General features: G+C 62.1%; 28 protein-coding genes. 14 read left to right on the top strand and 14 right to left on the bottom strand.

Annotated features, from left to right (window positions below; genetic code table 11):
• Window positions 1-21: 21 nt before the first annotated feature.
• A complete protein-coding gene (locus MTR64_RS15215) occupies window positions 22-1,506 on the bottom strand; it encodes a PQQ-dependent sugar dehydrogenase (protein ID WP_243995130.1) in 1,485 nt (494 codons plus the stop codon).
• Between the two features lie 60 nt (window positions 1,507-1,566).
• On the opposite strand from MTR64_RS15215, the gene MTR64_RS15210 reads away from it, so the two are divergent.
• Together MTR64_RS15210 and MTR64_RS15205 are read left to right on the top strand one after the other, a co-directional pair.
• Window positions 1,567-2,049 (top strand): GAF domain-containing protein, encoded by a 483-nt coding sequence (locus tag MTR64_RS15210; protein WP_243995128.1) that lies wholly within the window; start codon window positions 1,567-1,569, stop codon window positions 2,047-2,049.
• 131 nt (window positions 2,050-2,180) lie between these two features.
• Window positions 2,181-2,837, top strand: coding sequence for a glycine zipper 2TM domain-containing protein (locus MTR64_RS15205; RefSeq protein ID WP_243995126.1), 657 nt, complete (start codon window positions 2,181-2,183; stop codon window positions 2,835-2,837).
• A gap of 39 nt (window positions 2,838-2,876) precedes the next feature.
• Here MTR64_RS15205 and MTR64_RS15200 read toward each other — a convergent pair whose 3' ends face one another.
• From MTR64_RS15200 to hemE, 5 genes are all read right to left on the bottom strand, one after another.
• Window positions 2,877-3,575: a YjbE family putative metal transport protein gene (locus tag MTR64_RS15200; RefSeq protein WP_243995124.1), complete on the bottom strand. Its 699-nt coding sequence runs from the start codon at window positions 3,573-3,575 to the stop codon at window positions 2,877-2,879.
• A 30-nt stretch (window positions 3,576-3,605) separates the two neighbouring features.
• Entirely contained in the window at window positions 3,606-4,862 is a 1,257-nt protein-coding gene (rho, locus tag MTR64_RS15195) for a transcription termination factor Rho (RefSeq protein WP_243995122.1), read from the bottom strand.
• A 182-nt stretch (window positions 4,863-5,044) separates the two neighbouring features.
• On the bottom strand, window positions 5,045-5,404 hold the full coding sequence (locus MTR64_RS15190; protein ID WP_243995120.1) for a hypothetical protein: 360 nt from the start codon (window positions 5,402-5,404) through the stop codon (window positions 5,045-5,047).
• Window positions 5,405-5,416: 12 nt separating this feature from the next.
• The gene (locus MTR64_RS15185) at window positions 5,417-5,860 is read right to left on the bottom strand and encodes a CopD family protein (RefSeq protein ID WP_243995118.1); all 444 of its coding nucleotides are present in this window, start codon (window positions 5,858-5,860) and stop codon (window positions 5,417-5,419) included.
• A 67-nt stretch (window positions 5,861-5,927) separates the two neighbouring features.
• Window positions 5,928-6,953 (bottom strand): uroporphyrinogen decarboxylase, encoded by a 1,026-nt coding sequence (gene hemE, locus MTR64_RS15180; protein ID WP_243995116.1) that lies wholly within the window; start codon window positions 6,951-6,953, stop codon window positions 5,928-5,930.
• 340 nt (window positions 6,954-7,293) lie between these two features.
• Here hemE and MTR64_RS15175 point away from each other — a divergent pair, with 340 nt between their 5' ends.
• The 10 genes from MTR64_RS15175 (at window position 7,294) to MTR64_RS15130 (ending at window position 13,780) form a co-directional block, all read left to right on the top strand.
• Window positions 7,294-8,139 carry a pyruvate, water dikinase regulatory protein gene (locus MTR64_RS15175; RefSeq protein WP_243995114.1) on the top strand — a complete coding sequence of 282 codons (846 nt, stop codon included), beginning with the start codon at window positions 7,294-7,296 and terminating at the stop codon, window positions 8,137-8,139.
• Window positions 8,140-8,165: 26 nt separating this feature from the next.
• Window positions 8,166-8,744 carry a Maf family protein gene (locus MTR64_RS15170; RefSeq protein ID WP_243995112.1) on the top strand — a complete coding sequence of 193 codons (579 nt, stop codon included), beginning with the start codon at window positions 8,166-8,168 and terminating at the stop codon, window positions 8,742-8,744.
• A gap of 2 nt (window positions 8,745-8,746) precedes the next feature.
• The gene (locus MTR64_RS15165; protein ID WP_243995220.1) at window positions 8,747-9,598 is read left to right on the top strand and encodes a shikimate dehydrogenase family protein; all 852 of its coding nucleotides are present in this window, start codon (window positions 8,747-8,749) and stop codon (window positions 9,596-9,598) included.
• A complete protein-coding gene (gene coaE, locus MTR64_RS15160; RefSeq protein WP_243995110.1) occupies window positions 9,595-10,191 on the top strand; it encodes a dephospho-CoA kinase in 597 nt (198 codons plus the stop codon). The genes MTR64_RS15165 and coaE overlap by 4 nt, the downstream gene beginning before the upstream one ends.
• A gap of 50 nt (window positions 10,192-10,241) precedes the next feature.
• Entirely contained in the window at window positions 10,242-10,925 is a 684-nt protein-coding gene (dnaQ, locus tag MTR64_RS15155) for a DNA polymerase III subunit epsilon (RefSeq protein WP_243995108.1), read from the top strand.
• A 27-nt stretch (window positions 10,926-10,952) separates the two neighbouring features.
• The gene (hpf, locus tag MTR64_RS15150; protein ID WP_243995105.1) at window positions 10,953-11,537 is read left to right on the top strand and encodes a ribosome hibernation-promoting factor, HPF/YfiA family; all 585 of its coding nucleotides are present in this window, start codon (window positions 10,953-10,955) and stop codon (window positions 11,535-11,537) included.
• Window positions 11,538-11,654: 117 nt separating this feature from the next.
• Window positions 11,655-12,116: a PTS sugar transporter subunit IIA gene (locus MTR64_RS15145; RefSeq protein ID WP_243995103.1), complete on the top strand. Its 462-nt coding sequence runs from the start codon at window positions 11,655-11,657 to the stop codon at window positions 12,114-12,116.
• On the top strand, window positions 12,106-12,600 hold the full coding sequence (locus MTR64_RS15140) for a PaaI family thioesterase (RefSeq protein WP_243995101.1): 495 nt from the start codon (window positions 12,106-12,108) through the stop codon (window positions 12,598-12,600). Before MTR64_RS15145 ends, MTR64_RS15140 begins: the two co-directional genes overlap by 11 nt.
• Window positions 12,601-12,603: 3 nt before the next feature.
• Window positions 12,604-12,933, top strand: a complete 330-nt coding sequence (locus MTR64_RS15135) for a DUF1491 family protein (protein ID WP_243995099.1) — start codon at window positions 12,604-12,606, stop codon at window positions 12,931-12,933.
• 196 nt (window positions 12,934-13,129) lie between these two features.
• On the top strand, window positions 13,130-13,780 hold the full coding sequence (locus MTR64_RS15130; RefSeq protein WP_243995218.1) for a cell wall hydrolase: 651 nt from the start codon (window positions 13,130-13,132) through the stop codon (window positions 13,778-13,780).
• A gap of 38 nt (window positions 13,781-13,818) precedes the next feature.
• On the opposite strand, the gene xth is transcribed toward MTR64_RS15130, so the two are convergent.
• The 3 genes from xth to MTR64_RS15115 all read right to left on the bottom strand — a co-directional run bounded on the left by xth (window position 13,819) and on the right by MTR64_RS15115 (window position 15,424).
• Window positions 13,819-14,595, bottom strand: a complete 777-nt coding sequence (gene xth, locus MTR64_RS15125; protein WP_243995097.1) for an exodeoxyribonuclease III — start codon at window positions 14,593-14,595, stop codon at window positions 13,819-13,821.
• Entirely contained in the window at window positions 14,592-14,924 is a 333-nt protein-coding gene (gene erpA, locus MTR64_RS15120) for an iron-sulfur cluster insertion protein ErpA (RefSeq protein ID WP_243995094.1), read from the bottom strand. Before erpA ends, xth begins: the two co-directional genes overlap by 4 nt.
• A gap of 74 nt (window positions 14,925-14,998) precedes the next feature.
• Window positions 14,999-15,424, bottom strand: coding sequence for a CBS domain-containing protein (locus tag MTR64_RS15115; protein WP_243995093.1), 426 nt, complete (start codon window positions 15,422-15,424; stop codon window positions 14,999-15,001).
• A 146-nt stretch (window positions 15,425-15,570) separates the two neighbouring features.
• Between MTR64_RS15115 and MTR64_RS15110 the strand changes: the two genes are divergently transcribed.
• The gene (locus MTR64_RS15110; RefSeq protein ID WP_243995091.1) at window positions 15,571-15,867 is read left to right on the top strand and encodes a hypothetical protein; all 297 of its coding nucleotides are present in this window, start codon (window positions 15,571-15,573) and stop codon (window positions 15,865-15,867) included.
• Window positions 15,868-15,877: 10 nt separating this feature from the next.
• On the opposite strand, the gene MTR64_RS15105 is transcribed toward MTR64_RS15110, so the two are convergent.
• From MTR64_RS15105 to MTR64_RS15085, 5 genes are read right to left on the bottom strand one after another with little or no spacing between them, the layout of a single operon-like run.
• Complete coding sequence (locus tag MTR64_RS15105; protein ID WP_243995090.1) at window positions 15,878-16,252, bottom strand: (2Fe-2S) ferredoxin domain-containing protein; 375 nt, start codon at window positions 16,250-16,252, stop codon at window positions 15,878-15,880.
• Window positions 16,249-16,680, bottom strand: coding sequence for an acyl-CoA thioesterase (locus MTR64_RS15100; protein ID WP_243995088.1), 432 nt, complete (start codon window positions 16,678-16,680; stop codon window positions 16,249-16,251). Before MTR64_RS15100 ends, MTR64_RS15105 begins: the two co-directional genes overlap by 4 nt.
• A gap of 54 nt (window positions 16,681-16,734) precedes the next feature.
• Window positions 16,735-17,226: a DUF2497 domain-containing protein gene (locus MTR64_RS15095; protein ID WP_243995086.1), complete on the bottom strand. Its 492-nt coding sequence runs from the start codon at window positions 17,224-17,226 to the stop codon at window positions 16,735-16,737.
• A gap of 51 nt (window positions 17,227-17,277) precedes the next feature.
• Window positions 17,278-18,738 (bottom strand): TolC family outer membrane protein, encoded by a 1,461-nt coding sequence (locus tag MTR64_RS15090; RefSeq protein WP_243995084.1) that lies wholly within the window; start codon window positions 18,736-18,738, stop codon window positions 17,278-17,280.
• 2 nt (window positions 18,739-18,740) lie between these two features.
• Window positions 18,741-19,340 carry a protein-L-isoaspartate O-methyltransferase family protein gene (locus tag MTR64_RS15085; protein WP_243995082.1) on the bottom strand — a complete coding sequence of 200 codons (600 nt, stop codon included), beginning with the start codon at window positions 19,338-19,340 and terminating at the stop codon, window positions 18,741-18,743.
• Here MTR64_RS15085 and MTR64_RS15080 point away from each other — a divergent pair.
• The gene (locus MTR64_RS15080; protein ID WP_243995228.1) at window positions 19,293-19,535 is read left to right on the top strand and encodes a hypothetical protein; all 243 of its coding nucleotides are present in this window, start codon (window positions 19,293-19,295) and stop codon (window positions 19,533-19,535) included. The genes MTR64_RS15085 and MTR64_RS15080 overlap by 48 nt on opposite strands.
• Window positions 19,536-19,556 lie beyond the last annotated feature (21 nt).

The raw sequence follows: 19,556 nt of genomic DNA, 5'->3' as shown, positions 1-19,556 counted from the left end.
CACTGCACCCTGAGGTTCGGCTCAGGGCAGCAGCTTGTCCTTCCCGGCGGTGAAGCCGGCATCCAGCTCACCCGGGATATTCGGCAGCGTCGGGTCCTTGATTTCCTTGAGCGGCTTCATGTGCTCGGTCACCACCGGCTTGACCTCAGGCGAAGACGCGGCGTCCGGCTTTTCGACACGCCAGATTATCCCGGCGGTATCGTCGCTGACCAGCAGCGCGCCGGACTTGTCCCAGGCAACCCATGTGGGGCGGCCGTGAGTCTTGCCGTTGTCGATCAGGAATCCGCTCAGCACGGGCTGCGGCTTCACATCCTTGGGATTGCCGTGATCGTCGAACGGGATAAAGACGACATCGTAGCCCACCGGCGGGCGGCGGTTCCATGAGCCGTGGCGGGCAATGAAAGCACCATTCTGGAATTTTGCGCCAAGCCGCGTGCCGCCCTTGTCAAAAGTCATGCCCAGCACCGCCGTATGCGCCCCCATCGCGTATTCGGGCTTGCGGGTGTATTCGATCATGTAGGTCTGCATCGGCCACTGAACACGGTCGTCGAAGGTGTTCTTCCAGTAGACCCAGGGCCAGCCATACTGCACGCCGACCGGCACGTTAGTGAAATAGTCGGGCACCAGATCGGGTCCGAGCATGTCGCGCTCCTGCACCGTGGCCCACATTTCGCCGGTCTGCGGATTCCAGTCCATGCCGTTGGGATTGCGCATCCCCGCCGCGAACTGACGGCGCCGGCCGGTGGTGGTATCGACTTCCCAGATCGCCGCGCGGCCCGCTTCCTCTTCCATGCCGTTATCGGCGATATTGGTCGCCGAACCAACTGCGACATAGAGGTGCTTGCCATCGTCGCTCAGCAGCACGTTGCGCATCCAGTGATTGCCGGCGGGCCACAGGTCCATCAGCTTTTTCGCAGAACCCTCCAGCGTAGTGGCGCCCGGCGTGAACGTGAATTCGAGAATGGCGTCGTGGTTGGCGATGTAGAGCGTGCCGTCGCGGTAAGCCATGCCCGAGGGGGAGTGCATGTCCGCCGTGCGGAAATCGAACCGCTGGTCGGCCACGCCGTCACCATTCGAATCGCGCAGCAGCACGATCTTGTCGGGCGAGGGAACGCCGGCGCCGACCTTCGCCATCGCCCAGCGGGCCGCCAGACCGAACAGGCCCTTCGGCGGCTCGCCGGCAGGTCCATTGGTTTCGGCGACCAGCACGTCGCCATTGGGCAGCGTGAGCATCGTGCGCGGATGATCGAGGCCTTCGGCAAAACGTGTCACGGCAAGGCCATCGGCCGCCTTGGGCATCTCGTCCTTGCCCCAGCCGACCGGCTTCACCAGACCGACGCTGGGAATCCATTGCGGATCGGGCTCGACCAGCTTCGGGTCTTTCCCGGCCGTCGCATCGCTCGGCAGGTCCGATGTGTTGGAATACTGAGACCAGCCAATCACCCCTGCGATTGCGAGGACGAGGACGAGCAGGACCAGGGCGGCCTTCTTGAGGATCGAGCGCATGGCGAGGAGATAGGCCCGCCGCGCCTAGGCGGCAACCGCGAGTTGCGCTAACGCGCTGCCATGTACGACTTTGCCCCACAACACGATCTTGGAAAGCCCGAACTCTACAGCGCCCTCGCCCGCGCCGCCCACGCGCTGGTCGAAGGTGAGCGCGACCCCGTCGCGAACATGGCCAATCTTGCCGCCGCGATCTGGCAGTTCGTGCCCGATCTCAACTGGGCGGGATTCTACCGGGCGATCGGCGATGAACTTGTCCTTGGCCCGTTCATCGGCAAGCCCGCCTGCATCCGCATCCCCTTTGGTGTGGGTGTATGCGGCACCGCCGCCGCGTTGGGATCGACGCAGGTCGTGCCCGACGTCCACGCCTTTCCCGGGCACATTGCCTGCGACACGGAGAGCCGTTCCGAACTGGTCGTGCCGGTAACCGTGGAGGGCAGGGTGATTGCCGTGATCGATCTCGACAGCCCGACGCCGGGCCGCTTCGATGACGGGGATGCCGCCGGGATGCAGCTGATTGCTCAAGTGGCTGCACTTTCGATCTGACGGAACTGAGCCGAATCGGGACACGCGCCCAGTCAGGACCGCCGCAGACTTGGTATTGCGCGGGTTACGATGGTAAAATTCGTGTTAACTAACGGACGTGACTGTCCGGTTGTCGCGAAAGGGCCTTCCCGATGCGTCTCTGTCTTACGGCTGCCGCGGCAGCACTGACTCTCCTCGCCAGTCCCGTCGCCTCACAGGACGCTCCGCCTTCACCACGACCGGCATCAGGCGATGCACTACCAGCCTATCCCGCCGGGCCCCATTACGGCGGCTTCGATCCGGCGGCACGCGATGCCTGGCTGGCCGATTGCCGCCGCCGCGTGGCGGCACGCGATTCCGCGGCAGGCGGTGCCGTGATCGGCGGCGTGGTGGGCGGGATCGCGGGTAACCGCATTGCCGGCAGGCATCACCGCACCATGGGTACATTCGCCGGAGCCGCCGTTGGCGCCGCCGCCGGTGCAGCCATCGACAAGACTGAGGACGCGGGCCGCAACCGCGACGAGTGTGAAGCCTATCTTGATGATTACTATGCCCGCTATACCCATGGCGGCGGGTATCCCGGTTATGGCTACGGCCAGAGCTACTATTCTGCCTATGGCTACTCCGCGCAGGGTTGCTGCACGGCAGGGCCGATGATGATGGTCCCCATCATCCGGCCCAAGCCGCATTGCACGGAAACCGTCGAAACCGTCTATGAAGACGTACCAGAACGCCCTGCGCGCCGCACCATCCCCAAACGGACCAAGACCGTTCCGGACAAGCGCGTGAAGCTGCAACCGGTGAAATGACAAAAAGGCCGGAGAGTTTCGTACTCTCCGGCCTTTTTGTCAGAATAGAGTCGAAACGCCGAGGTGCGGGTCGATCCAGCCCTCGTAGATCATTTTCACGGCAACGTAGAGGATCACGGCCAGGCCGATATAGGCGATCCAGCGGTAGCGTTCGATGTACTTGGCAATGAAATTCGCCGCGACGCCCATCAGGACCACCGACAGCAACAGACCGACGATCAGGATGCCCGGATGCTCGCGCGCCGCGCCGGCGACGGCGAGCACATTGTCGAGGCTCATCGAGACGTCGGCCACCGCAACAGCCCAGGCCGCTCCGGCAAAGCTCCTGGCGGCGCGCAACCCGCTTTCCTCGTCACCTTCGATCTCCGGCGAGCCAGCACTTTCACCGCCGTGATGCAGTTCGCGCCAGAATTTCCACGCGACCCACAGCAACAGCAGTCCACCGGCGAAGATCAGCCCGACAATTCCAAGCAGCCATGTGACCATCAGCGCAAAGACGATACGCAGGACAAGCGCGGCGCCGATACCGATCAGGATCACCTTCTTGCGGTCCGCAGCAGGCAGCCCAGCGGCGAGCGCACCGACGACAATCGCATTGTCGCCGGCAAGCAGGAGGTCGATCATCAGCACCTGACCGAAAGCCGCCATAGCCGCCGGTTCGGTGATGTTCGAGAAATCGGCCGCGATGTGCTGCAGGATTTCGGCCGGACCACCCAGAGAGGCCGCGACAGCTAGCATTCCAAGGGTGATCAAACCGAATTACCCCGCTTACTGGTTCATGGTCGCGAAGAAATCTTCGTTGGTCTTGGAATCCTTCATCTTGTCGAGGAGGAACTCCATCGCATCGACCGTACCCATCTGCATGAGAATGCGGCGCAGGACCCACATCTTCGAGAGCTGGTCCTTGGGAACCAGCAGCTCTTCCTTGCGGGTGCCGGACTTGCCCACGTCGAGTGCCGGGAAGATGCGCTTGTCGGCCACCTTGCGGTCGAGGACGATTTCCGAGTTACCGGTGCCCTTGAATTCCTCGAAGATGACTTCGTCCATACGACTGCCGGTGTCGATCAGGGCCGTGGCGATGATCGAGAGCGAACCGCCTTCCTCGATGTTGCGCGCGGCGCCGAAGAAGCGCTTCGGGCGCTGCAGGGCGTTAGCATCGACACCACCGGTCAGAACCTTACCCGAACTCGGTACCACAGTGTTGTAGGCGCGGCCCAGACGCGTGATCGAGTCGAGCAGGATAACAACATCGCGCTTGTGCTCGACGAGGCGCTTGGCCTTCTCGATCACCATTTCGGCGACCTGCACGTGGCGCTGTGCGGGCTCGTCGAAGGTCGAGGAAATGACCTCGCCCTTCACCGAACGCTGCATGTCCGTGACTTCTTCCGGGCGCTCGTCGACGAGCAGCACCAGCAGGAAGACTTCCGGATGGTTGTCGGTGATGGCCTTGGCCATGTTCTGCAGCAGGACCGTCTTACCGGTGCGCGGCGGTGCCACGATCAGCGCACGCTGGCCCTTGCCCTGCGGCGAGATGAGATCGATCACGCGGGCCGACTTGTCCTTGACCGTCGGGTCGAGGCTGTCGAGCTTCAGGCGCTGATCGGGATAGAGCGGCGTCAGGTTGTCGAAGTTGACGCGGTGGCGCACCACGTCGGGATCGTCGAAGTTGACGCTCATGAGCTTGGTGATGGCGAAGTAGCGCTCACCGTCCTTCGGCGCGCGAATTTCTCCTTCGACCGTATCGCCGGTGCGCAGGCCCCATTTGCGGACCTGGTTGGGCGAAACGTAGATATCGTCTGGACCGGCGAGATAGTTCGCTTCCGGGCTGCGCAGGAAGCCGAAGCCATCAGGCAGAACCTCGATCGTGCCCTGGCCAATGATTTCCTCACCGTCCTCGGCCACTTCCTTGAGGATCCCGAACATGAGATCCTGCCGGCGCATCGTCGAGGCGCCTTCGACGCCCATTTCCTCTGCCATTTCGACCAGTTCGGCCGCGTTCTTTTTCTTGAGTTCTTTCAGGTGCATATTGCTGGATTCCGAATGGAAAAATAGTGTCGGCCGGCGGATCGATGGGCTTGGGGAAAGCAGATCCGGGCATGCGAAAAGGGCTCGCCGCCCCGTTGCCGGAACACCGCTTAAATAGGCGCAGTGCGCCGCGCGGTCAACGGATCATCTGTCAGACCGGATGCCGCGCACGCCGGATCGAGTCACTTGCCACCGGGAACCTCTTCCCGGCCCGCCTGCTGCATGGCGTTGCCAAGATCCGTCAGTTCCTTCCCCTTGGCCATCATTTCGGCACCGCAGCGCTTTGCCTCCTCGGGCAAACCCTTGAGATAGGACGGGGATTGCAGGAGTTCCGTCAGACTATCCTGCAGGTGGAATTCCGGCTCGTGTCCTTCGATGCGGCCAAGGTAGAACATCATCGCACCGGTTATCCCGGCCTGTTCTCCCGCGCTCATCTCTTCATTCCGGGATGCGGCAATAGCAAAGACGCCGATGCATCGTAGATCCTGCTCGACAGAAGGATCCATCGCAGCAAGCGCAACCGAGGCAAGAAGGGCAATCATCCCGGCAATACCTCAGAACGGTTTGACGACGACGAGAACCACGATAACGGCCGCGGCAAGCCCGGGGATTTCATTGAGCAGGCGCAGCTTCTTGCCCGTCAGCGGGCGCTGTCCCTTGGCCAGTTTTTTCGCATAGCCCACCAGCCAGCCGTGATAGCCAGTAAGGCCCAGCACGAACAACAGCTTGGCGTGCAGCCAGGGTTCGCTCCAGAAGTTCATCGCCGTGGCCAGCGCGACGCCGAAAAGCCAGACCATGATCAGCGAGGGAGTCAGGATGATCTTGCGCAGCTTGGCTTCGCGATCAATCCAGCGCGCCTCCTCGGCCGAACCGGGCTCTGATTCCTGATGATAGACGAAATAGCGCGGCAACATGAACAGGCCGGCCATCCAGAAGATCACGAAGATGATGTGCCCGGCTTTCAGCCAGAGATAGGTCGTCAGCAAGATCTGCTCCATGAGGTCACCCTACAGGCGCCCGCCCCTTGGCGCCGGTTCGCCCCTGTCTGTGGTTATCGGTTTCGTTTCAGTGTTCCCACGCCCGTACTTTTGCCAGAAGACGCTCGACGTTTTCAATCGGCGTATGCTGGCCAATGCCGTGGCCAAGATTGAAAACGTGGGGACGTCCCGCAAAGGCATCAAGCACGCGGCAGGTCTGATCGTCGAGTTCGTCCCCGCCTGACAGCAAGATAAGCGGATCGAGATTGCCCTGCACCGGCAGCCCCTCGGGCAGGGTGCTTGCAGCCCAGAGCGGATCGATGGTTTCATCCACACCCACGGCATCGACGCCGGTTTCGCGGGCATAGGCGGCCAGTTTCTCCCCGGAACCCTTGGGGAAGCCGATCACCGGTACTTGCGGATGGCGCTCCTTCAGCGCCGAGACGATCGCGGCGTTGGGTGCGATCACCCACTTTTCGAACTGGGCGGGCGCAAGACTTCCCGCCCATGAATCGAACAGCTGGACCGCTTCGGCGCCCGCTTCGATCTGGCCGCACAGATAGTCCACAGTCACTGCGATCACGCTTTCGATGACTGCTCCGAAGGCTTGCGGATCACGGTATGCCATCGCACGCGTCTCGTGCTGGTCGCGGCTGCCCTCGCCTGCCACCATGTACGTTGCGACAGTCCACGGCGACCCTGCGAAACCCAGCATGGTTTTATCCACATCCAGCGAAGCCCGCACTTTCCGGACGGTTTCATAGATCGGAGAGAGCCGCTCCGGCACTGCGGTGAGCCCGGCCAGTGCGTGATCGACCAGCCTCGGCGACAATTTGGGTCCCTCGCCTGCCAGGAACTGGAGATCCTGCCCCATGGCATAGGGAACGATCAGGATATCGGAAAACAGGATGGCCCCGTCGAAGCCGAAACGACGGATCGGCTGCAAGGTGATCTCGGCTGCCGCGTCGGTATCGTAGACGAGCGCGAGGAAGCCGCCCTTCTCTGCCCTGAGTGCCCGGTACTCGGGAAGATAGCGTCCAGCCTGGCGCATGAGCCAGACGGGCCGCTTGCTGGAATTTTCGCCACGTAGCGTGTTCAGGAGAAGGCCGGGCATCGCGTTTCGGGTCCGATCAAAAAAATAAAAGATAATTTATATAAAGGATTATGGAGTCTGTTGGCCCTGTGGATATCGGGGATGAGCGCGCCTTGCCCGATTTGTCCCGTCATGAACAGGGTGAAGTGCGCCATACGACTCTCAGGTCCTGCTCGGTCAAGGAAAGGTTGTTCGCCTTGTCCACAGGGTGTGGAATGCACTTCCGGCCTGTCCATAATCCTGCCTGTGGAATGCCGTTATCGGGCAGGAAATCCGCATCGGAAGTTCTCCATCGGTTGTCACCGGATTGCTCCCGTGGTTTATGCCAGAAGATATCCACAAGCGGTCCAGACCCCACTTTATGGCGCGATTTAACCTGCATCTCCTTTCGGATTCCACCGGTGAAACGCTGGAGATGATCGCCAAGGCTGCGCTGGCCCAGTTCGACGATTCCGACGTATTGCGACACTTCTGGCCAATGGTGCGCTCGCAGCAGCATCTCGACCGGATCATGGGGGAAATCGCGTCCAATCCTGGACTCGTCTTCTTCACGCTGGTGAACGAGGATACGCGCGGACGGCTGGAAGAGCGCTGTCAGGTGCTGGGCCTGCCCGCGATTGCTGTGCTCGATGGCGTGACTGACGCGCTCGAGGCGCACCTTGGGCAGGAAGCCAAGGGCCGGCCGGGTCGCCAGCACAAGCTAGACGATGCCTATTTTGCGCGCGTCGATGCCATTCAATATACCATTGCGCACGACGATGGCATTGCCTGGGAAGAGTGGGAGGACGCTGACATCGTTCTTGCGGGTGTCTCGCGCACCAGCAAGACGCCAACCAGCATCTATCTCGCCAACCGTGGGTACAAGGTGGCCAATATTCCCATCGTTGTGGAAAGTCCGCCGCCCTCTGCCTTGTTCGGCCTCAGGCGCCCGATGGTGGTGGGACTGACGACGGCTTCCGACCGCCTGATTCAGGTCCGCCGCAACCGCCTGCTGTCGCTGAGCCAAGCGCCCGACACGGATTACGTCCAGTCGGAGAAGGTAGAGAGCGAACTCAAATATGCGCGGCGCATGTTTGCGGACAATTCCTGGCCCGTGATTGACGTGACGCGCCGGTCGATCGAGGAGACCGCCGCCGCCATCATCAATCTGTACAATGAGCGCCGTGCGGCCGGGGCTCAGGGACAAGTCGGTCCCAAACCGATCTGATCCGCCTTATTCCGGAAATGACTTCGATGATCGTTCTTGCCTCTCAAAGCGCTTCGCGCCGTGCCATGCTGGAAGCTGCCGGCATTCCATTTCGTGCGCAACCCGCCAATGTCGACGAACGACGCATCGAGACGGGTCTGGGCGAGGCTCCGGCAGAGGTCATCGCTCTTGAACTGGCGAGGGCCAAGGCGCTGGCAGTCTTTGCGCCGGGTGAAATCGTGCTGGGCAGTGACTCTCTGGTCTCCTGCGGTGGCCGACGGTTCGACAAGCCTGCTTCGCGCGATCAGGCGGCAGAACATCTCCACTTCTTTTCGGGCAAGGTCATGGAATTGCACAGCGCGGCAGCGCTGGTGCGCGATGGCGAAGTTCTCTGGGCTGAACCGGCGCTGGCGCGGCTGCATGTCGCGGCCTTGTCCGATCATTTCATTGAGTCCTATCTCGAAGCGGAATGGCCCGAGGTTTCCGGATGCGTAGGTGTGTTCCGGATCGAAGGGCGCGGAGTGCAACTGTTCGACCGGATCGAGGGCGATTACTTCACAATCCTTGGCATGCCGCTGCTGATGGTGCAGGCGGCGCTGCGCAGGATGGGAGTGTTGTCGCAGTGACCATGCCTTACGCCGAAGTGATCGGCGATCCGATTGCCCAGTCAAAGAGCCCGGCGATCCACAACTTCTGGCTGGAGAAGCTGGGTATTGCAGCAGATTACCGCCACTGTCTCGTCAAGTTGGAGGGTCTTGGAGAGTATCTCGCGGCACGGCGGGCCGATCCGGACTGGCGCGGGTGCAATGTTACCATGCCGCACAAGCTTGCGATTATCCCGCTGCTCGACCGGTTGGATCCGCTCGCGGCCCGGATCGGCGCTGTCAACACGGTGGTGCGCGAAGCCGACGGAACGCTGACGGGGTATAACACCGATGCGCCTGGTTTTCTCGAACCCTTGCAGGGCGACCTCGACAAGACGCACCTGTTTCGCATGGCCCGGGTATTGGGCACCGGCGGTGCGGCCCGTGCGATCGTGGCGGCGCTGGCGCGGGAAAACTTCGTGATCGTGCTGGCCGGGCGCGATCCGGCCAAGGCGCAGGCCATGCTCGACGAACTGGCGGCGGGCACCGACCATCATGCCATCGACCTTGCGCACTTCTGCGATCCCACAGATTTCGCATTCGATGATCGCGAAGGCTGTTTCGATCTGATCGTGAATGCCAGCCCGCTGGGCATGACCGGGCAGCCGCCGCTGGCTTTCGACTTCAGCCATGCTCCGCCCGGCAGTGTGGTCTATGACATCGTCACCAGTCCGCTCGACACCGCGTTCCTGCAGGCCGCGCGTGGGGCGGGCTTTGCGACGGTCGATGGCCTTTCGATGCTGATCGGGCAGGCGGACATCGCCTTTGCCCACTTTTTCGGCCGGAAGCCGCCGCGCGAGCATGATGAAGCGCTGCGCAGGCTGATCCTGTCATGAGTGGCTCGAAGATCCTTGGCCTCACTGGCTCGATCGGCATGGGCAAGTCGACGGTCGCGGGCATGATGCGCGAACTCGGCGTGCCGGTGTTCGACGCCGACGCCGCAGTCCATGTTCTGCAGGGTCCGGGCGGTGTGTTGTTGGGGGAAATCGAGTCGGCTTTTCCCGGAACGACCGGGCCAGATGGTGTCGACCGGCAAAAGCTCGGCGCGGCCGTTTTCGGCGACAAGGACAAGCTCGCGCGACTCGAGGGAATCGTCCACCCTGCCGTTGCGGAGATGCGCCGTGCGTTTCTGCGGGAAAACGCGGAGGTGCCGCTGATCGTTTTCGATATCCCGTTGCTCTATGAAAAAGGGGGTCATGAAGGACTCGATGCCGTGGCGGTGGTGTCCGCTCCGGCAGAGGCACAGCGCGAGCGCGTGCTGGCCAGGCCCGGCATGACCGTGGAAAAATTCGAACGGATTCTGGCACTTCAGGTGCCCGATGCGGAAAAACGGGCCCGGGCCGATTATGTCATCGACACCGGCGGCTCGCTGGACGAGACCCGCCAGCAGGTTGCCGTCATCGTAAAGGCGCTGGGCCGGGCAGAATAATCGCCCGCAGGCTCTTGCACAGGGGCCGATGCAGGCAGATATGGGTAGAGATGCGAGAGATCATCTTCGATACCGAAACGACCGGTTTCGACCCCAAAAGCGGGGACCGAATGGTGGAAATCGGCTGCATCGAAATGGTCAACCGGGTGCTGACCGGCCGGACCTACCACGCCTATTTCAATCCCGAGCGTTCGATGCCCGCCGAGGCCGAGGCCGTGCATGGGCTGTCTGACGCGTTCCTGGCTGATAAGCCCCTGTTTTCCGAATGCGCGCAGGAATTTCTCGAGTTCATCGAGGACAGCCCGATGGTCGCGCACAACGCCGGGTTCGACTTCAACTTCATCAATGCCGAACTGAAGCTCTGCGGGTTGCCCGAGGTGAGCCGCGACCGGATGGTCGATACCGTGGCGCTCGCCAAGGTCCGTCATCCAGGCGCCAAGCTTTCACTCGATGCCCTGTGCACCCGCTACGGCATCGATCGCAGCCATCGCACCAAGCACGGCGCCCTGCTCGACTCCGAGCTGCTTGCGCAGGTCTACGTTGAATTGCGTGGCGGCCGGCAGATCGGCCTGGAGCTGGTCGCGGAAAATACCGAAATCGTGACGGAAATCAAAGTCTTCACAAAAAAGGACCGTATTTACCGTCAGGCGCGTCCCCACGCGCCCACCGAAGAGGAAAGGGTCGCTCATGCGGAATTCCTCAAGTCGGTCGATACCCCGCTCTGGGGTGCCTAGAGCAACTAGTACGAGGAGAAATCGCTCATGGACATTCGCGTCTCCGGTCATCAGATCGAAACTGGTGAAGCCCTTCAGATCCACGCCAGCGAGCGACTGACGTCGATCATCGAAAAGTACTTCAGCAAGGCCCTGTCCTCGCATGTGACGTTCGGGCGCGCTCCCGCCGGCGCGTTCCGGTGCGATATCATCATGCATGTCATGCAGAACCTGGTGCTCAAGGGCACCGGACTGGCTCAGGATGCCCATCTCGCGCTCGATCAGGCCGCCGAGAAGATCGACAAGCAGTTGCGCCGCTACAAGCGCCGCCTGAAGGACCGGCACGAACAGGCCGCCCACGCGATGTCGGTGGAGGATGCCGCCTTTGAACAGGCCGCCTACACCATCTTCGAGGAAACTCCGGCTGAGCACGAGGACGAGCTTGAGGCCGATGCCCCGGTCGTCATCGCCGAAACGCGTGTGGACGTGCCCGAGGCCACCGTTTCCGACGCAGTCATGATGCTGGATTTGCGCAACACGACGGCGCTGTTCTTCAAAAATGCTGGCACTGGACGGCATAATATGGTTTATCGCCGCGGCGACGGGTCGATCGGCTGGGTTGAACCGCACTGACGCCTACTTCGGCGTGACATACTTCTGATCGGAGGAGAAAGAAAAACCCCCGGTTTTGCCGGGGGTTGGGGGCATTTATAAATTGAAAACCGATCAAATCCTAGAATTAGATTCGAAATGAGTGGTCTTTTCACGCTGTTGCCCGAAGCCGTGATCACGGCGAGCGCAGACAGCAAGGACATCATTCTGGGACAGCTCGCGGTGCTTTTTGGCGAGGTCTATGACCTTGACCGCGACAAGGTTCTGGAACGTATCGTCGAGCGCGAAGAGCTTGGCAGTACCGGCTTCGGGCGCCGGATCGCGATCCCCCATGCCCGTATCCCAGGCCTTGGCCGCCCGGTTGCCGCTTTCATGCGCCTCGAATCAGCGGTGGAATTTGATTCTGCCGACGGCATGCCGGTCGATCTCGTGTTCGGGTTGCTGTCGCCAGAAGGCGCCGGCGCCACGCATCTCCATGCTCTGGCAGCGATTTCGCGGATGATGCGGGATGAGCGCATGCATGAAGCGCTGTTGGCCGCGCCCGGCTCCGAGGCCCTCTACAGCCTGCTTTGCAACGTCATCGATCGCGATGTCGCCTGATTCAGCGCCGGGCGTGGTGCCGAAAGAATCCGGAGCCAGCCTGCATTGGCGTGCGCTGGAGGGGCTCTACGCATCCGCGCCGATCAACCACAAGTTCCGTTCCTCACTGGAGATCTTTGGCGAAGGGCTTTCGCGCATCACTTTCGTTGTGGAACCCGATTGTTTCCATGCAGCGGGCGCAGCGCATGGCACGATCTATTTCAAGATGCTGGATGATGCCGCATTCTACGCAGCGAACACGCTGGTGACCGACCGGTTCCTGCTGACCACCTCTTTCAACCTGCACCTCAGCAAGCCCATCAAGGGCGGCACAATCGTGGCGGAGGGGCGCTGGGTCAGCGGCCGCCGGCGGGTGCTCGTGGCTGAATCGCGGTTGGTCGATGAGGAAGGCGACGAAGTCGGCCGCGGAACCGGTACGTTCATGCGCTCGCGCATCGCTCTTTCCGGCCTGCCGGGCTATTCCGGGCCTCAGACGGCGTCCTGAGTGATGGACGCTCGGCTTCCGGCACATCTTGAAGTTGCGGCGATGATCCGGGCGGTAGAGGTGGCCGGCGGGTTTGCAATGATAGTTAACAAAGGCGAGCGTGACGCCGGGACGATCATGGTCGTGACCACGGAAAAGGGCGAAAACTCACAGGCTTACGAGCGCATGCCGCAGATTGACGGCACTCGACAATGGCAATGCGTAAAGAAGCAAGATACTGAAAATAAATACGAATTTTCAGATTATCTAAGTCGCCGCAGGGATCAGGACCCCGATCTGTGGATCGTGGAGCTCGACATCGCACAGGGCGAACGGTTCATCGGCCTCAATTAACTTTTCCGGTTGACTTGCAAGCTTTGCAAGCTATGGGCGCCTTCGCAAACGCGCAGGCGGCATGGGAAGCATTCCGGCTTTCCGGCTAGCACGCAGACGGGGGACTATCGGCAGGCCCGGACGTGATCATGATGCCCGGAGGGGTTTCACGTTTCAGCCTGTGTCGGATGGGTTCACCGCATTTGATCAAGATGTAATGCGAACCAAGGTTCAGTGGGCCAGCGCGATTGCGCTCGCCGCTACGGTACTTGCTACTTTGTTTGGCGCCCAGGGTTCGGGCGCGGCCGCCTCGGATATGCTTCCGGTACCGGCCCAACAGGAATCCGCAGTGACATTCGTTTCCGAGCCGGTCGTGCAGGCAGTTGCTTCCGACAATGGCGAGCGCGCAACGGATGACACCACTGCTCAGGAAGGCGTCGAAGAGAATTCCGACGTGGCTTCCCTGGCCGAACTCGTGGCCGAGCAGGATATGCCCGGGACTTTGAGCCGGGAAATGCGCTGCCTTGCCGGCGCCATCTATTTCGAGGCGCGCGGTGAGACGCTGGAAGGCCAGCTTGCTGTTGGCCGCGTGATCATCAACCGTGCGGCGTCGGAGAAGTTCCCGGACAGCTATTGCGGCGTGGTCTTGCAGCGCTCGCAGTTTTCGTTCGTCCGTGGCCATGCGATGCCCTCTGTGCGGGAGCATTCCGCCAGCTGGCAGCAGGCCGTGGCAATTGCCCAGATCGCCCGCGACGGCAGCTGGAAGAGCCCTGCTAAGGGGGCCCTGTTCTTCCACGCGACCCGCGTGTCGCCGAACTGGCGGCTGACCCGGGTCGGCCGGATCGACAACCACATTTTCTATCGTTGAGGGAAACGGGCGGAACTGTTGAAAGTTCCCGCCTGTTTTCAGTCTCGGAGCTCGACCCAGACGGGGGCGTGATCACTCGCCTTTTCCCGCCCGCGATGCGCCTTGTCGACACCACAGGCAGCAAGGCGGTCGGCGAGCTCTGGCGAAAGCAGAGCGTGATCGATGCGAAACCCGTGATCGCGTTGCCAGGCGCCCGCCTGATAGTCCCAGTAGGTCCACACGCCGCCCGCAGGGTTGTGTGTGGCAATTGCGTCGGTCCAGCCATCGCCCAGCAGTCGGAAATAGGCATCGCGCGATTCCGGCTGCATGAGGGCATCAGAAGCCATGGCCTGCGGTGACCAGACATCGCGGTCGGTCGGGATCACGTTGAAGTCGCCGGTGACGATCGCCGGCACTTCCTCGGCCCTGATGGCGGCCATGCGGTCGCGCAGGCGCTTCATCCAGCGCAGCTTGTAGTCGAATTTCGGGCCGGGCACCGGATTGCCGTTGGGCAGATAGATGCACACCACGCGCAGGCCGAAGACATTGGCTTCCAGATAGCGCGAGTGATCGTCCTCGGGCTCGCCATCGAGCCCGCGCTGCACTTCCTCGGGCATTTCCCCGTCGGCAAGGATCGCGACGCCGTTGAAGCCCTTCTGGCCGTGCCAGATGCCCTTGTAGCCCAGCTTTTCGAACTCGGCGATCGGGAAGCCTTCGTCCTGCGACTTGATCTCCTGCAGGCAGGCGACCGCGGGACGGGTCTCCTCGAGCCATTCAAGCAGGCGGGGAAGGCGCGCCTTGACCCCGTTGATGTTGAACGAGGCGACCTTTGTCACACCGAGAAGCTCGATCCGCAGCCGCACCCTGCCGCTGCATTCGGGTTTTCGACCTTGAAGGCCGCACCGCCCAGCGACTCGACGAAGTCGACCACGCAACCGTTGACGAGATCGAGGCTTGAAGGATCGACCACCAGCCGCACGCCATCGGTTTCGGCAATCATGTCATCCGGTTCGGGTGTGTCGGCCAAACCGAACTTGTACTGAAAGCCCGAACACCCGCCGCCTTCGACCGACAGGCGCAGGATCGCGGGTTTTCCCTGCTTTTCTGCAATCGCCGCCACGCGGGCTGCAGCGGAAGGGCTGAGTGTGAGGTTTTGCTGGTCCATGCCCGGGATGTAAGCGCCCCTGCCCCGTGCGGCAACCCGGGAGCGGACCAGCTTTCTGCTGTTGCCAGACGGGCTCAGGCCATCTGGATATAATCGCGCATCGCGGCGGCTTCGGATTCGATCTTGTCGATCCGGTGCTTCACGAGATCGCCGATCGAGACGAAACCGATCATTTCGCCGTCTGCCACGACGGGAAGATGGCGGATACGCCGGCGCGTCATCAGCGACAGCGCCGCCATGACGGAGGTCTCCGGGTCGACCGTGACGGCCGGTGCCGTCATGATCTCGCCAACTGGCTTTGCCAGCATGTCGGGACCGAATTCACGCAAGCGGTAGATCACGTCACGTTCGGAGAAGATGCCGGCGATCTTTCCGTTTTCCATCACCGGCAGCGCGCCGATGCGGCGTTCGGCGAGAATACCGGCGGCATCACGCACACAGGTGGACACATCGCAGGTCAGAACGGCGTCACGGCCTTCAATAAGGCGGCCAATGGTCATTGTCGTACTCTCCCTGTTTTTGCTTGGACCTGTACCCAAAGGTGCAGGCTGGCTGAGAATACCACAGAGGGCGCGTATCCGCCACTTCGTCCGATGGCGTAACTGCCTCTTGCGAGGCGGGAGCAAAGCTCTCACATGGACTCGCGATGATACCCTCCTCTCCCCTTGAAGACCCCGAGAAGGCCGCGCACGCCTGGGCGCGCTATCTGCGCATCATGCGCTGGATGATGGTGCTAACCGTGGGACTGGTCGCGGCGGCAGTGATCCTGCTTTACCGCTCCAACGGAATGGTCTCGATCCACTTCTACATCGCGACCGCGCTCGGCATCGGTTTCACGATGCTGCTGACTTCGGCGCTGATGGGACTGGTGTTCCTCTCGAGCGGGACCGGTCACGATGAATGCATCATTGATCCGCTGGAAGAAGAGGATTCGCGCCGCTAGGGGCGACTCCTCAATCCGGTTTGGGACGGAGCCGGTATTCTTCGACAGGTTTTCCGCCGATCAGGTGCTGTTGGATGATCTTTTCCAGCACTTCTTCGGTGCAGGAGTGATACCAGACGCCATCAGGCCAGACGACCGCCACCGGGCCGGCGAAGCAGATTCGCAGGCAGTCGGCCTTGGTACGGGCAACTCCGCCTGCACCATCGAGTCCGAGCTGTTTCAGGCGCTTTTTCAGATATTTCCATGCCGCCTGCCCTTTGTCGGGAGCGCAGCATTCGCCTTTTTGTGGTTCCGCGCAGATGAAGATGTGCCGCTGGATTTCGTCCCCACCGGCCTTGGCCAGCGCCTCGCGGGCCTGCGCGATTTCCTTTTCGGTGCCGGTCACGGGCGGAGCATCCAGGGTTCGACCGAGGCTGCGAAGGATTCGGGGAACGGTACAGGGCCGTCAGGGCCTACCATGACCAGCACCGTGCGTGCGAAGACCAGCGGTTTGCCTTTCTGGGTCCCGACCTGGACGATCTGCTGGCTGGTGCGCCCTATGCGCTCCAGAGCCGCGGAAACATTGATGGGATCAGGGTAATTGGCCTCGCCGATATATTCGATGGCGATGCTTGCGACCATCGTGGTCGATCCCGGCAACAAACTGCGATAGTCCGTTTGCCGTCCGAGCCGGATGCGCGCATCTTCAAGGATGCCTGCCATCGCGACATTGTTGACGTGCATGTTGATGTCGAGATCGCCGAAACGCGGTTCAATGGTGCAGGTAAAGGGATAGCGTGCAAGATCAAGCAACGCAGGATCGGGTTTGGCCATACAGGGCGAAGTAGGGTGGGTGGCCCGGCAGGTCCAGCCCGGAAATCGAACGAATCAGCCCTTCTTGCCGACGATCCGCGCGATTTCGGCGGCGACCAGACGCTCCACCATGGGGGGAAGGTTCTTGTCGAGCCATTCGGCGAGGGCCGGACGCAGCAACTCGCGCGTAAGCCCTTCGAGCGACGTTTCACCCGACCGGACGATCTGCGGCGGCATCCTGGGCTCTGACAGCACGGCCAGTGCGGCGAGCGATTCGCGCATCGAGTTGCACACGCGATCACCAATCAGCGCCGGTTCGGCATCGTGTTCAACGGCTTCGGCCTCGACTTGTGCGGTCTCGCCCAGTTCAAGGACGTCGTCATCTTCCGCAGCGTCTTCAGTGATGCTTTCGTCGACGACGCGTTCGTCCTCAATGACACCTGCGCCCATGCCAAAGGTTCTACGGCGCTGGCGTTCGAACTGGGCACCAGTACGATTGTCGCGGGCAATGACATGCTTGATCGACTGGAGAATCTCCTCGACCGAAGGCTCACCGTTCTGACGCATTCCCACATTCCCCTGCCTGGCCCATTCAGGCGCAAATACCCTGATGCCGAATCAGGGTGTTGCTTGCTGCCCGGAAATGTCTCCCTCCTGCACCGGTGAGTCAATGGTGCGGGTCGATTTTGCGACCGGGGCCGGATCATTCTCCCAGTCAAAGATCTTGCCGCGCACCCGTTCGTAATTGACTTCGGGATCGTAGAGGATGTCGCTGTCGAGGTTGAGATCGCGTGCTTCGGCCTTGCCCATGGCGGCAAGCAGGTTGAACCCGGCGACGTAGGCGTTGCGGCGGGCCGTTACTAGCCGGACCTGCGCGTTCAGCGATTCCTGTTCGGCATTGAGGATGTCGAGGATCGTGCGATTGCCGACCGAGTTTTCCGCCCGCACGCCCTCAAGGCTGAGCGCTGCGGCATCGACCGCGACTTTGGAGGAGCGGATCACGTCGTTCGCGGCGATCCACGAACTGTAGGCGGAGCGAACTTGTGCGATTACCCCGCGTTCGGCGGCGATCTCGTTCTCTAGGGCTGCGGACGCCTGGGCCTGGGCCTGCCGGCGTTGTGCCGCGGGCAACCCGCCCTGGAAGATCGGAATCGTGATCTGCGCGCCTGCCTGCGCCGAAGTGTCGGTCTGGGCGACGAGATTGTGGTTCACGCCGCCCAGGGTGTCGAGGTAGTTGTTGTAGGTGCCGCTGGCATAGAGGCTCACGCGCGGCAGACGCCCCGCGCCCGCCACGTCGATGTCCTTGTTGGCGGCCTTGGCCTGCTCCCGTGCGGCGATCAGGTTGGGATTGCTGTCGAGCGCAATCTCGACCGCTTCCTCAGGAGAGGCGGGCAGGTTGGGCAGCGGCGGCGGCGCTTCGAGTGTTTCCGGCGCCTTGCCGACCAGCTGGATGTAGGCTTCGCGGGCTGTGGCAAGATTCGCTTCGGCGGCGCGCGCATCGCTTTGCGCGACGGCGAGACGCGACTGCGATTGCGCAACGTCGGTGCGGGTCACGTCACCGATCTCGAAACGATCGCTGGTAGCCTGAAGATTGACCTGAAGAACGTCCACGTTCTTGCGGTTGAGCCCGACGATGGCTTCGTTCTGGATGACGTCCATGTAGGCGGCGACAACCGCCGTGAAGGTTTCGCTTTCGGAGCCGCGCAAGCTGGCCTGACCGGCTTCCACGCGGAATTTGGCCGCTTTGACCCGGTTCTTCACGGCGCCGCCGGAATAGACCGGCACACCCAGATCGGCGCCGGCCGTAATCAGCCGTTCCGGGGCCGTGAACGAGGTCGCGCTCTGCTTCAGGAACTCTGTGTATGCAGCATCGGTGCTGACGCTGGGCAAGCCCGAGGCGCGGGCGATCGGCACGTTCTCGTCGACGCCGCGCTGCTGGGCGCGGGCGGCCTGGAGCGAAGGGTTGGTCTGATAGGCGAGAATCAGCGCATCGCGCAGTGTGTCTGCATGCGCGGGCGCCGTGGCGATGAACAAGGTGGCACTGGCCAGCAAACCGGCCCGACCTGCGAACCGGGTCACGCTCAGAAGCTCCAGCGTTTCGGGGCAGTAAATTCGGGCAGGGCGGGAATGCCAAGCTCGGCGAGCGGCAAAAGCGAGACCGCACCGGCCGTCTTGCAGCCAGTGGCGAGGCGGCTGACGCCGCGTACCATGAGGCCGGTCACGATGCGGCCGCCTTCGGCCATTTGGGCACCAATGGCTTCGGGAAGTTCTTCCACCGCTCCGTCGATGATCACCAGCGAGTAACCGCCTTCGCCGGTCATGCCGGTGGCTGCCGCGGGATCAACCGAGTCGAGTGAACCGGCCAGCGGGCGCAGCAGTGCGGCAAGGTAGCCCTGACCATCGCCGACAAGCAGAACCTTGTCCGCCTTTTCCAGGGCAGCTTCCGCCAGCATCTTGCCGTGCACCAGCGGAGCGGCGAGGAAGCGGCCGTTCGCGAGCGGGATGGCCCGGTCGATATAGGCCGCATCACGCATCGCTTCAGGAACAAAGTCTTCACGGGCCACGCCGGTCATCGCTGCAAGAACCCAGGGTTCGTTGACGCCGCTGGTGCGCAGCTGGCTGACGATCATGGCATGGCGGGCGGCGGACATGTCGGCGGACCGTTCCTCGGTCAAGGTCATCTGGTGCAATTCCCTCATGCATCGCGGGTAACACGCCGGAGCGCATCGAAAATCCGCAAGGACAGCATTTATGCGGGCCTTCTAGGCGAAGGCGCCTGCAAGGCCAAGGGCTTTGACGATACCTTCGTCGATCCATTCAAGCACTTTGACGATGGATCGCCTGCGGCCTATGGGGGCGGCGCGAAATTCACGTGATCCGCCTAACCCGGGAGCGCA

Source organism: Novosphingobium album (ex Hu et al. 2023), assembly GCF_022832385.1.
In the GTDB taxonomy this organism is placed as follows: domain Bacteria; phylum Pseudomonadota; class Alphaproteobacteria; order Sphingomonadales; family Sphingomonadaceae; genus Novosphingobium; species Novosphingobium album.
Note: the sequence above shows the minus strand (reverse complement) of the source record. Positions and strands in the feature narration are given on the sequence as shown.

Excerpts from the sequence above, each read along its gene's own strand:
- MTR64_RS15215 (WP_243995130.1), bottom strand. The coding sequence starts at position 1,506 with ATGCGCTCGATCCTCAAGAAGGCCGCCCTGGTCCTGCTCGTCCTCGTC.
- MTR64_RS15210 (WP_243995128.1), top strand. The coding sequence starts at position 1,567 with ATGTACGACTTTGCCCCACAACACGATCTTGGAAAGCCCGAACTCTAC.
- MTR64_RS15205 (WP_243995126.1), top strand. The coding sequence starts at position 2,181 with ATGCGTCTCTGTCTTACGGCTGCCGCGGCAGCACTGACTCTCCTCGCC.
- MTR64_RS15200 (WP_243995124.1), bottom strand. The coding sequence starts at position 3,575 with ATGCTAGCTGTCGCGGCCTCTCTGGGTGGTCCGGCCGAAATCCTGCAG.
- rho (WP_243995122.1), bottom strand. The coding sequence starts at position 4,862 with ATGCACCTGAAAGAACTCAAGAAAAAGAACGCGGCCGAACTGGTCGAA.
- MTR64_RS15190 (WP_243995120.1), bottom strand. The coding sequence starts at position 5,404 with ATGATTGCCCTTCTTGCCTCGGTTGCGCTTGCTGCGATGGATCCTTCT.
- MTR64_RS15185 (WP_243995118.1), bottom strand. The coding sequence starts at position 5,860 with ATGGAGCAGATCTTGCTGACGACCTATCTCTGGCTGAAAGCCGGGCAC.
- hemE (WP_243995116.1), bottom strand. The coding sequence starts at position 6,953 with ATGCCCGGCCTTCTCCTGAACACGCTACGTGGCGAAAATTCCAGCAAG.
- MTR64_RS15175 (WP_243995114.1), top strand. The coding sequence starts at position 7,294 with ATGGCGCGATTTAACCTGCATCTCCTTTCGGATTCCACCGGTGAAACG.
- MTR64_RS15170 (WP_243995112.1), top strand. The coding sequence starts at position 8,166 with ATGATCGTTCTTGCCTCTCAAAGCGCTTCGCGCCGTGCCATGCTGGAA.
- MTR64_RS15165 (WP_243995220.1), top strand. The coding sequence starts at position 8,747 with ATGCCTTACGCCGAAGTGATCGGCGATCCGATTGCCCAGTCAAAGAGC.
- coaE (WP_243995110.1), top strand. The coding sequence starts at position 9,595 with ATGAGTGGCTCGAAGATCCTTGGCCTCACTGGCTCGATCGGCATGGGC.
- dnaQ (WP_243995108.1), top strand. The coding sequence starts at position 10,242 with ATGCGAGAGATCATCTTCGATACCGAAACGACCGGTTTCGACCCCAAA.
- hpf (WP_243995105.1), top strand. The coding sequence starts at position 10,953 with ATGGACATTCGCGTCTCCGGTCATCAGATCGAAACTGGTGAAGCCCTT.
- MTR64_RS15145 (WP_243995103.1), top strand. The coding sequence starts at position 11,655 with ATGAGTGGTCTTTTCACGCTGTTGCCCGAAGCCGTGATCACGGCGAGC.
- MTR64_RS15140 (WP_243995101.1), top strand. The coding sequence starts at position 12,106 with ATGTCGCCTGATTCAGCGCCGGGCGTGGTGCCGAAAGAATCCGGAGCC.
- MTR64_RS15135 (WP_243995099.1), top strand. The coding sequence starts at position 12,604 with ATGGACGCTCGGCTTCCGGCACATCTTGAAGTTGCGGCGATGATCCGG.
- MTR64_RS15130 (WP_243995218.1), top strand. The coding sequence starts at position 13,130 with ATGCGAACCAAGGTTCAGTGGGCCAGCGCGATTGCGCTCGCCGCTACG.
- erpA (WP_243995094.1), bottom strand. The coding sequence starts at position 14,924 with ATGGACCAGCAAAACCTCACACTCAGCCCTTCCGCTGCAGCCCGCGTG.
- MTR64_RS15115 (WP_243995093.1), bottom strand. The coding sequence starts at position 15,424 with ATGACCATTGGCCGCCTTATTGAAGGCCGTGACGCCGTTCTGACCTGC.
- MTR64_RS15110 (WP_243995091.1), top strand. The coding sequence starts at position 15,571 with ATGATACCCTCCTCTCCCCTTGAAGACCCCGAGAAGGCCGCGCACGCC.
- MTR64_RS15100 (WP_243995088.1), bottom strand. The coding sequence starts at position 16,680 with ATGGCCAAACCCGATCCTGCGTTGCTTGATCTTGCACGCTATCCCTTT.
- MTR64_RS15095 (WP_243995086.1), bottom strand. The coding sequence starts at position 17,226 with ATGCGTCAGAACGGTGAGCCTTCGGTCGAGGAGATTCTCCAGTCGATC.
- MTR64_RS15080 (WP_243995228.1), top strand. The coding sequence starts at position 19,293 with ATGGCGGGCGGCGGACATGTCGGCGGACCGTTCCTCGGTCAAGGTCAT.
- MTR64_RS15085 (WP_243995082.1), bottom strand. The coding sequence starts at position 19,340 with ATGACCTTGACCGAGGAACGGTCCGCCGACATGTCCGCCGCCCGCCAT.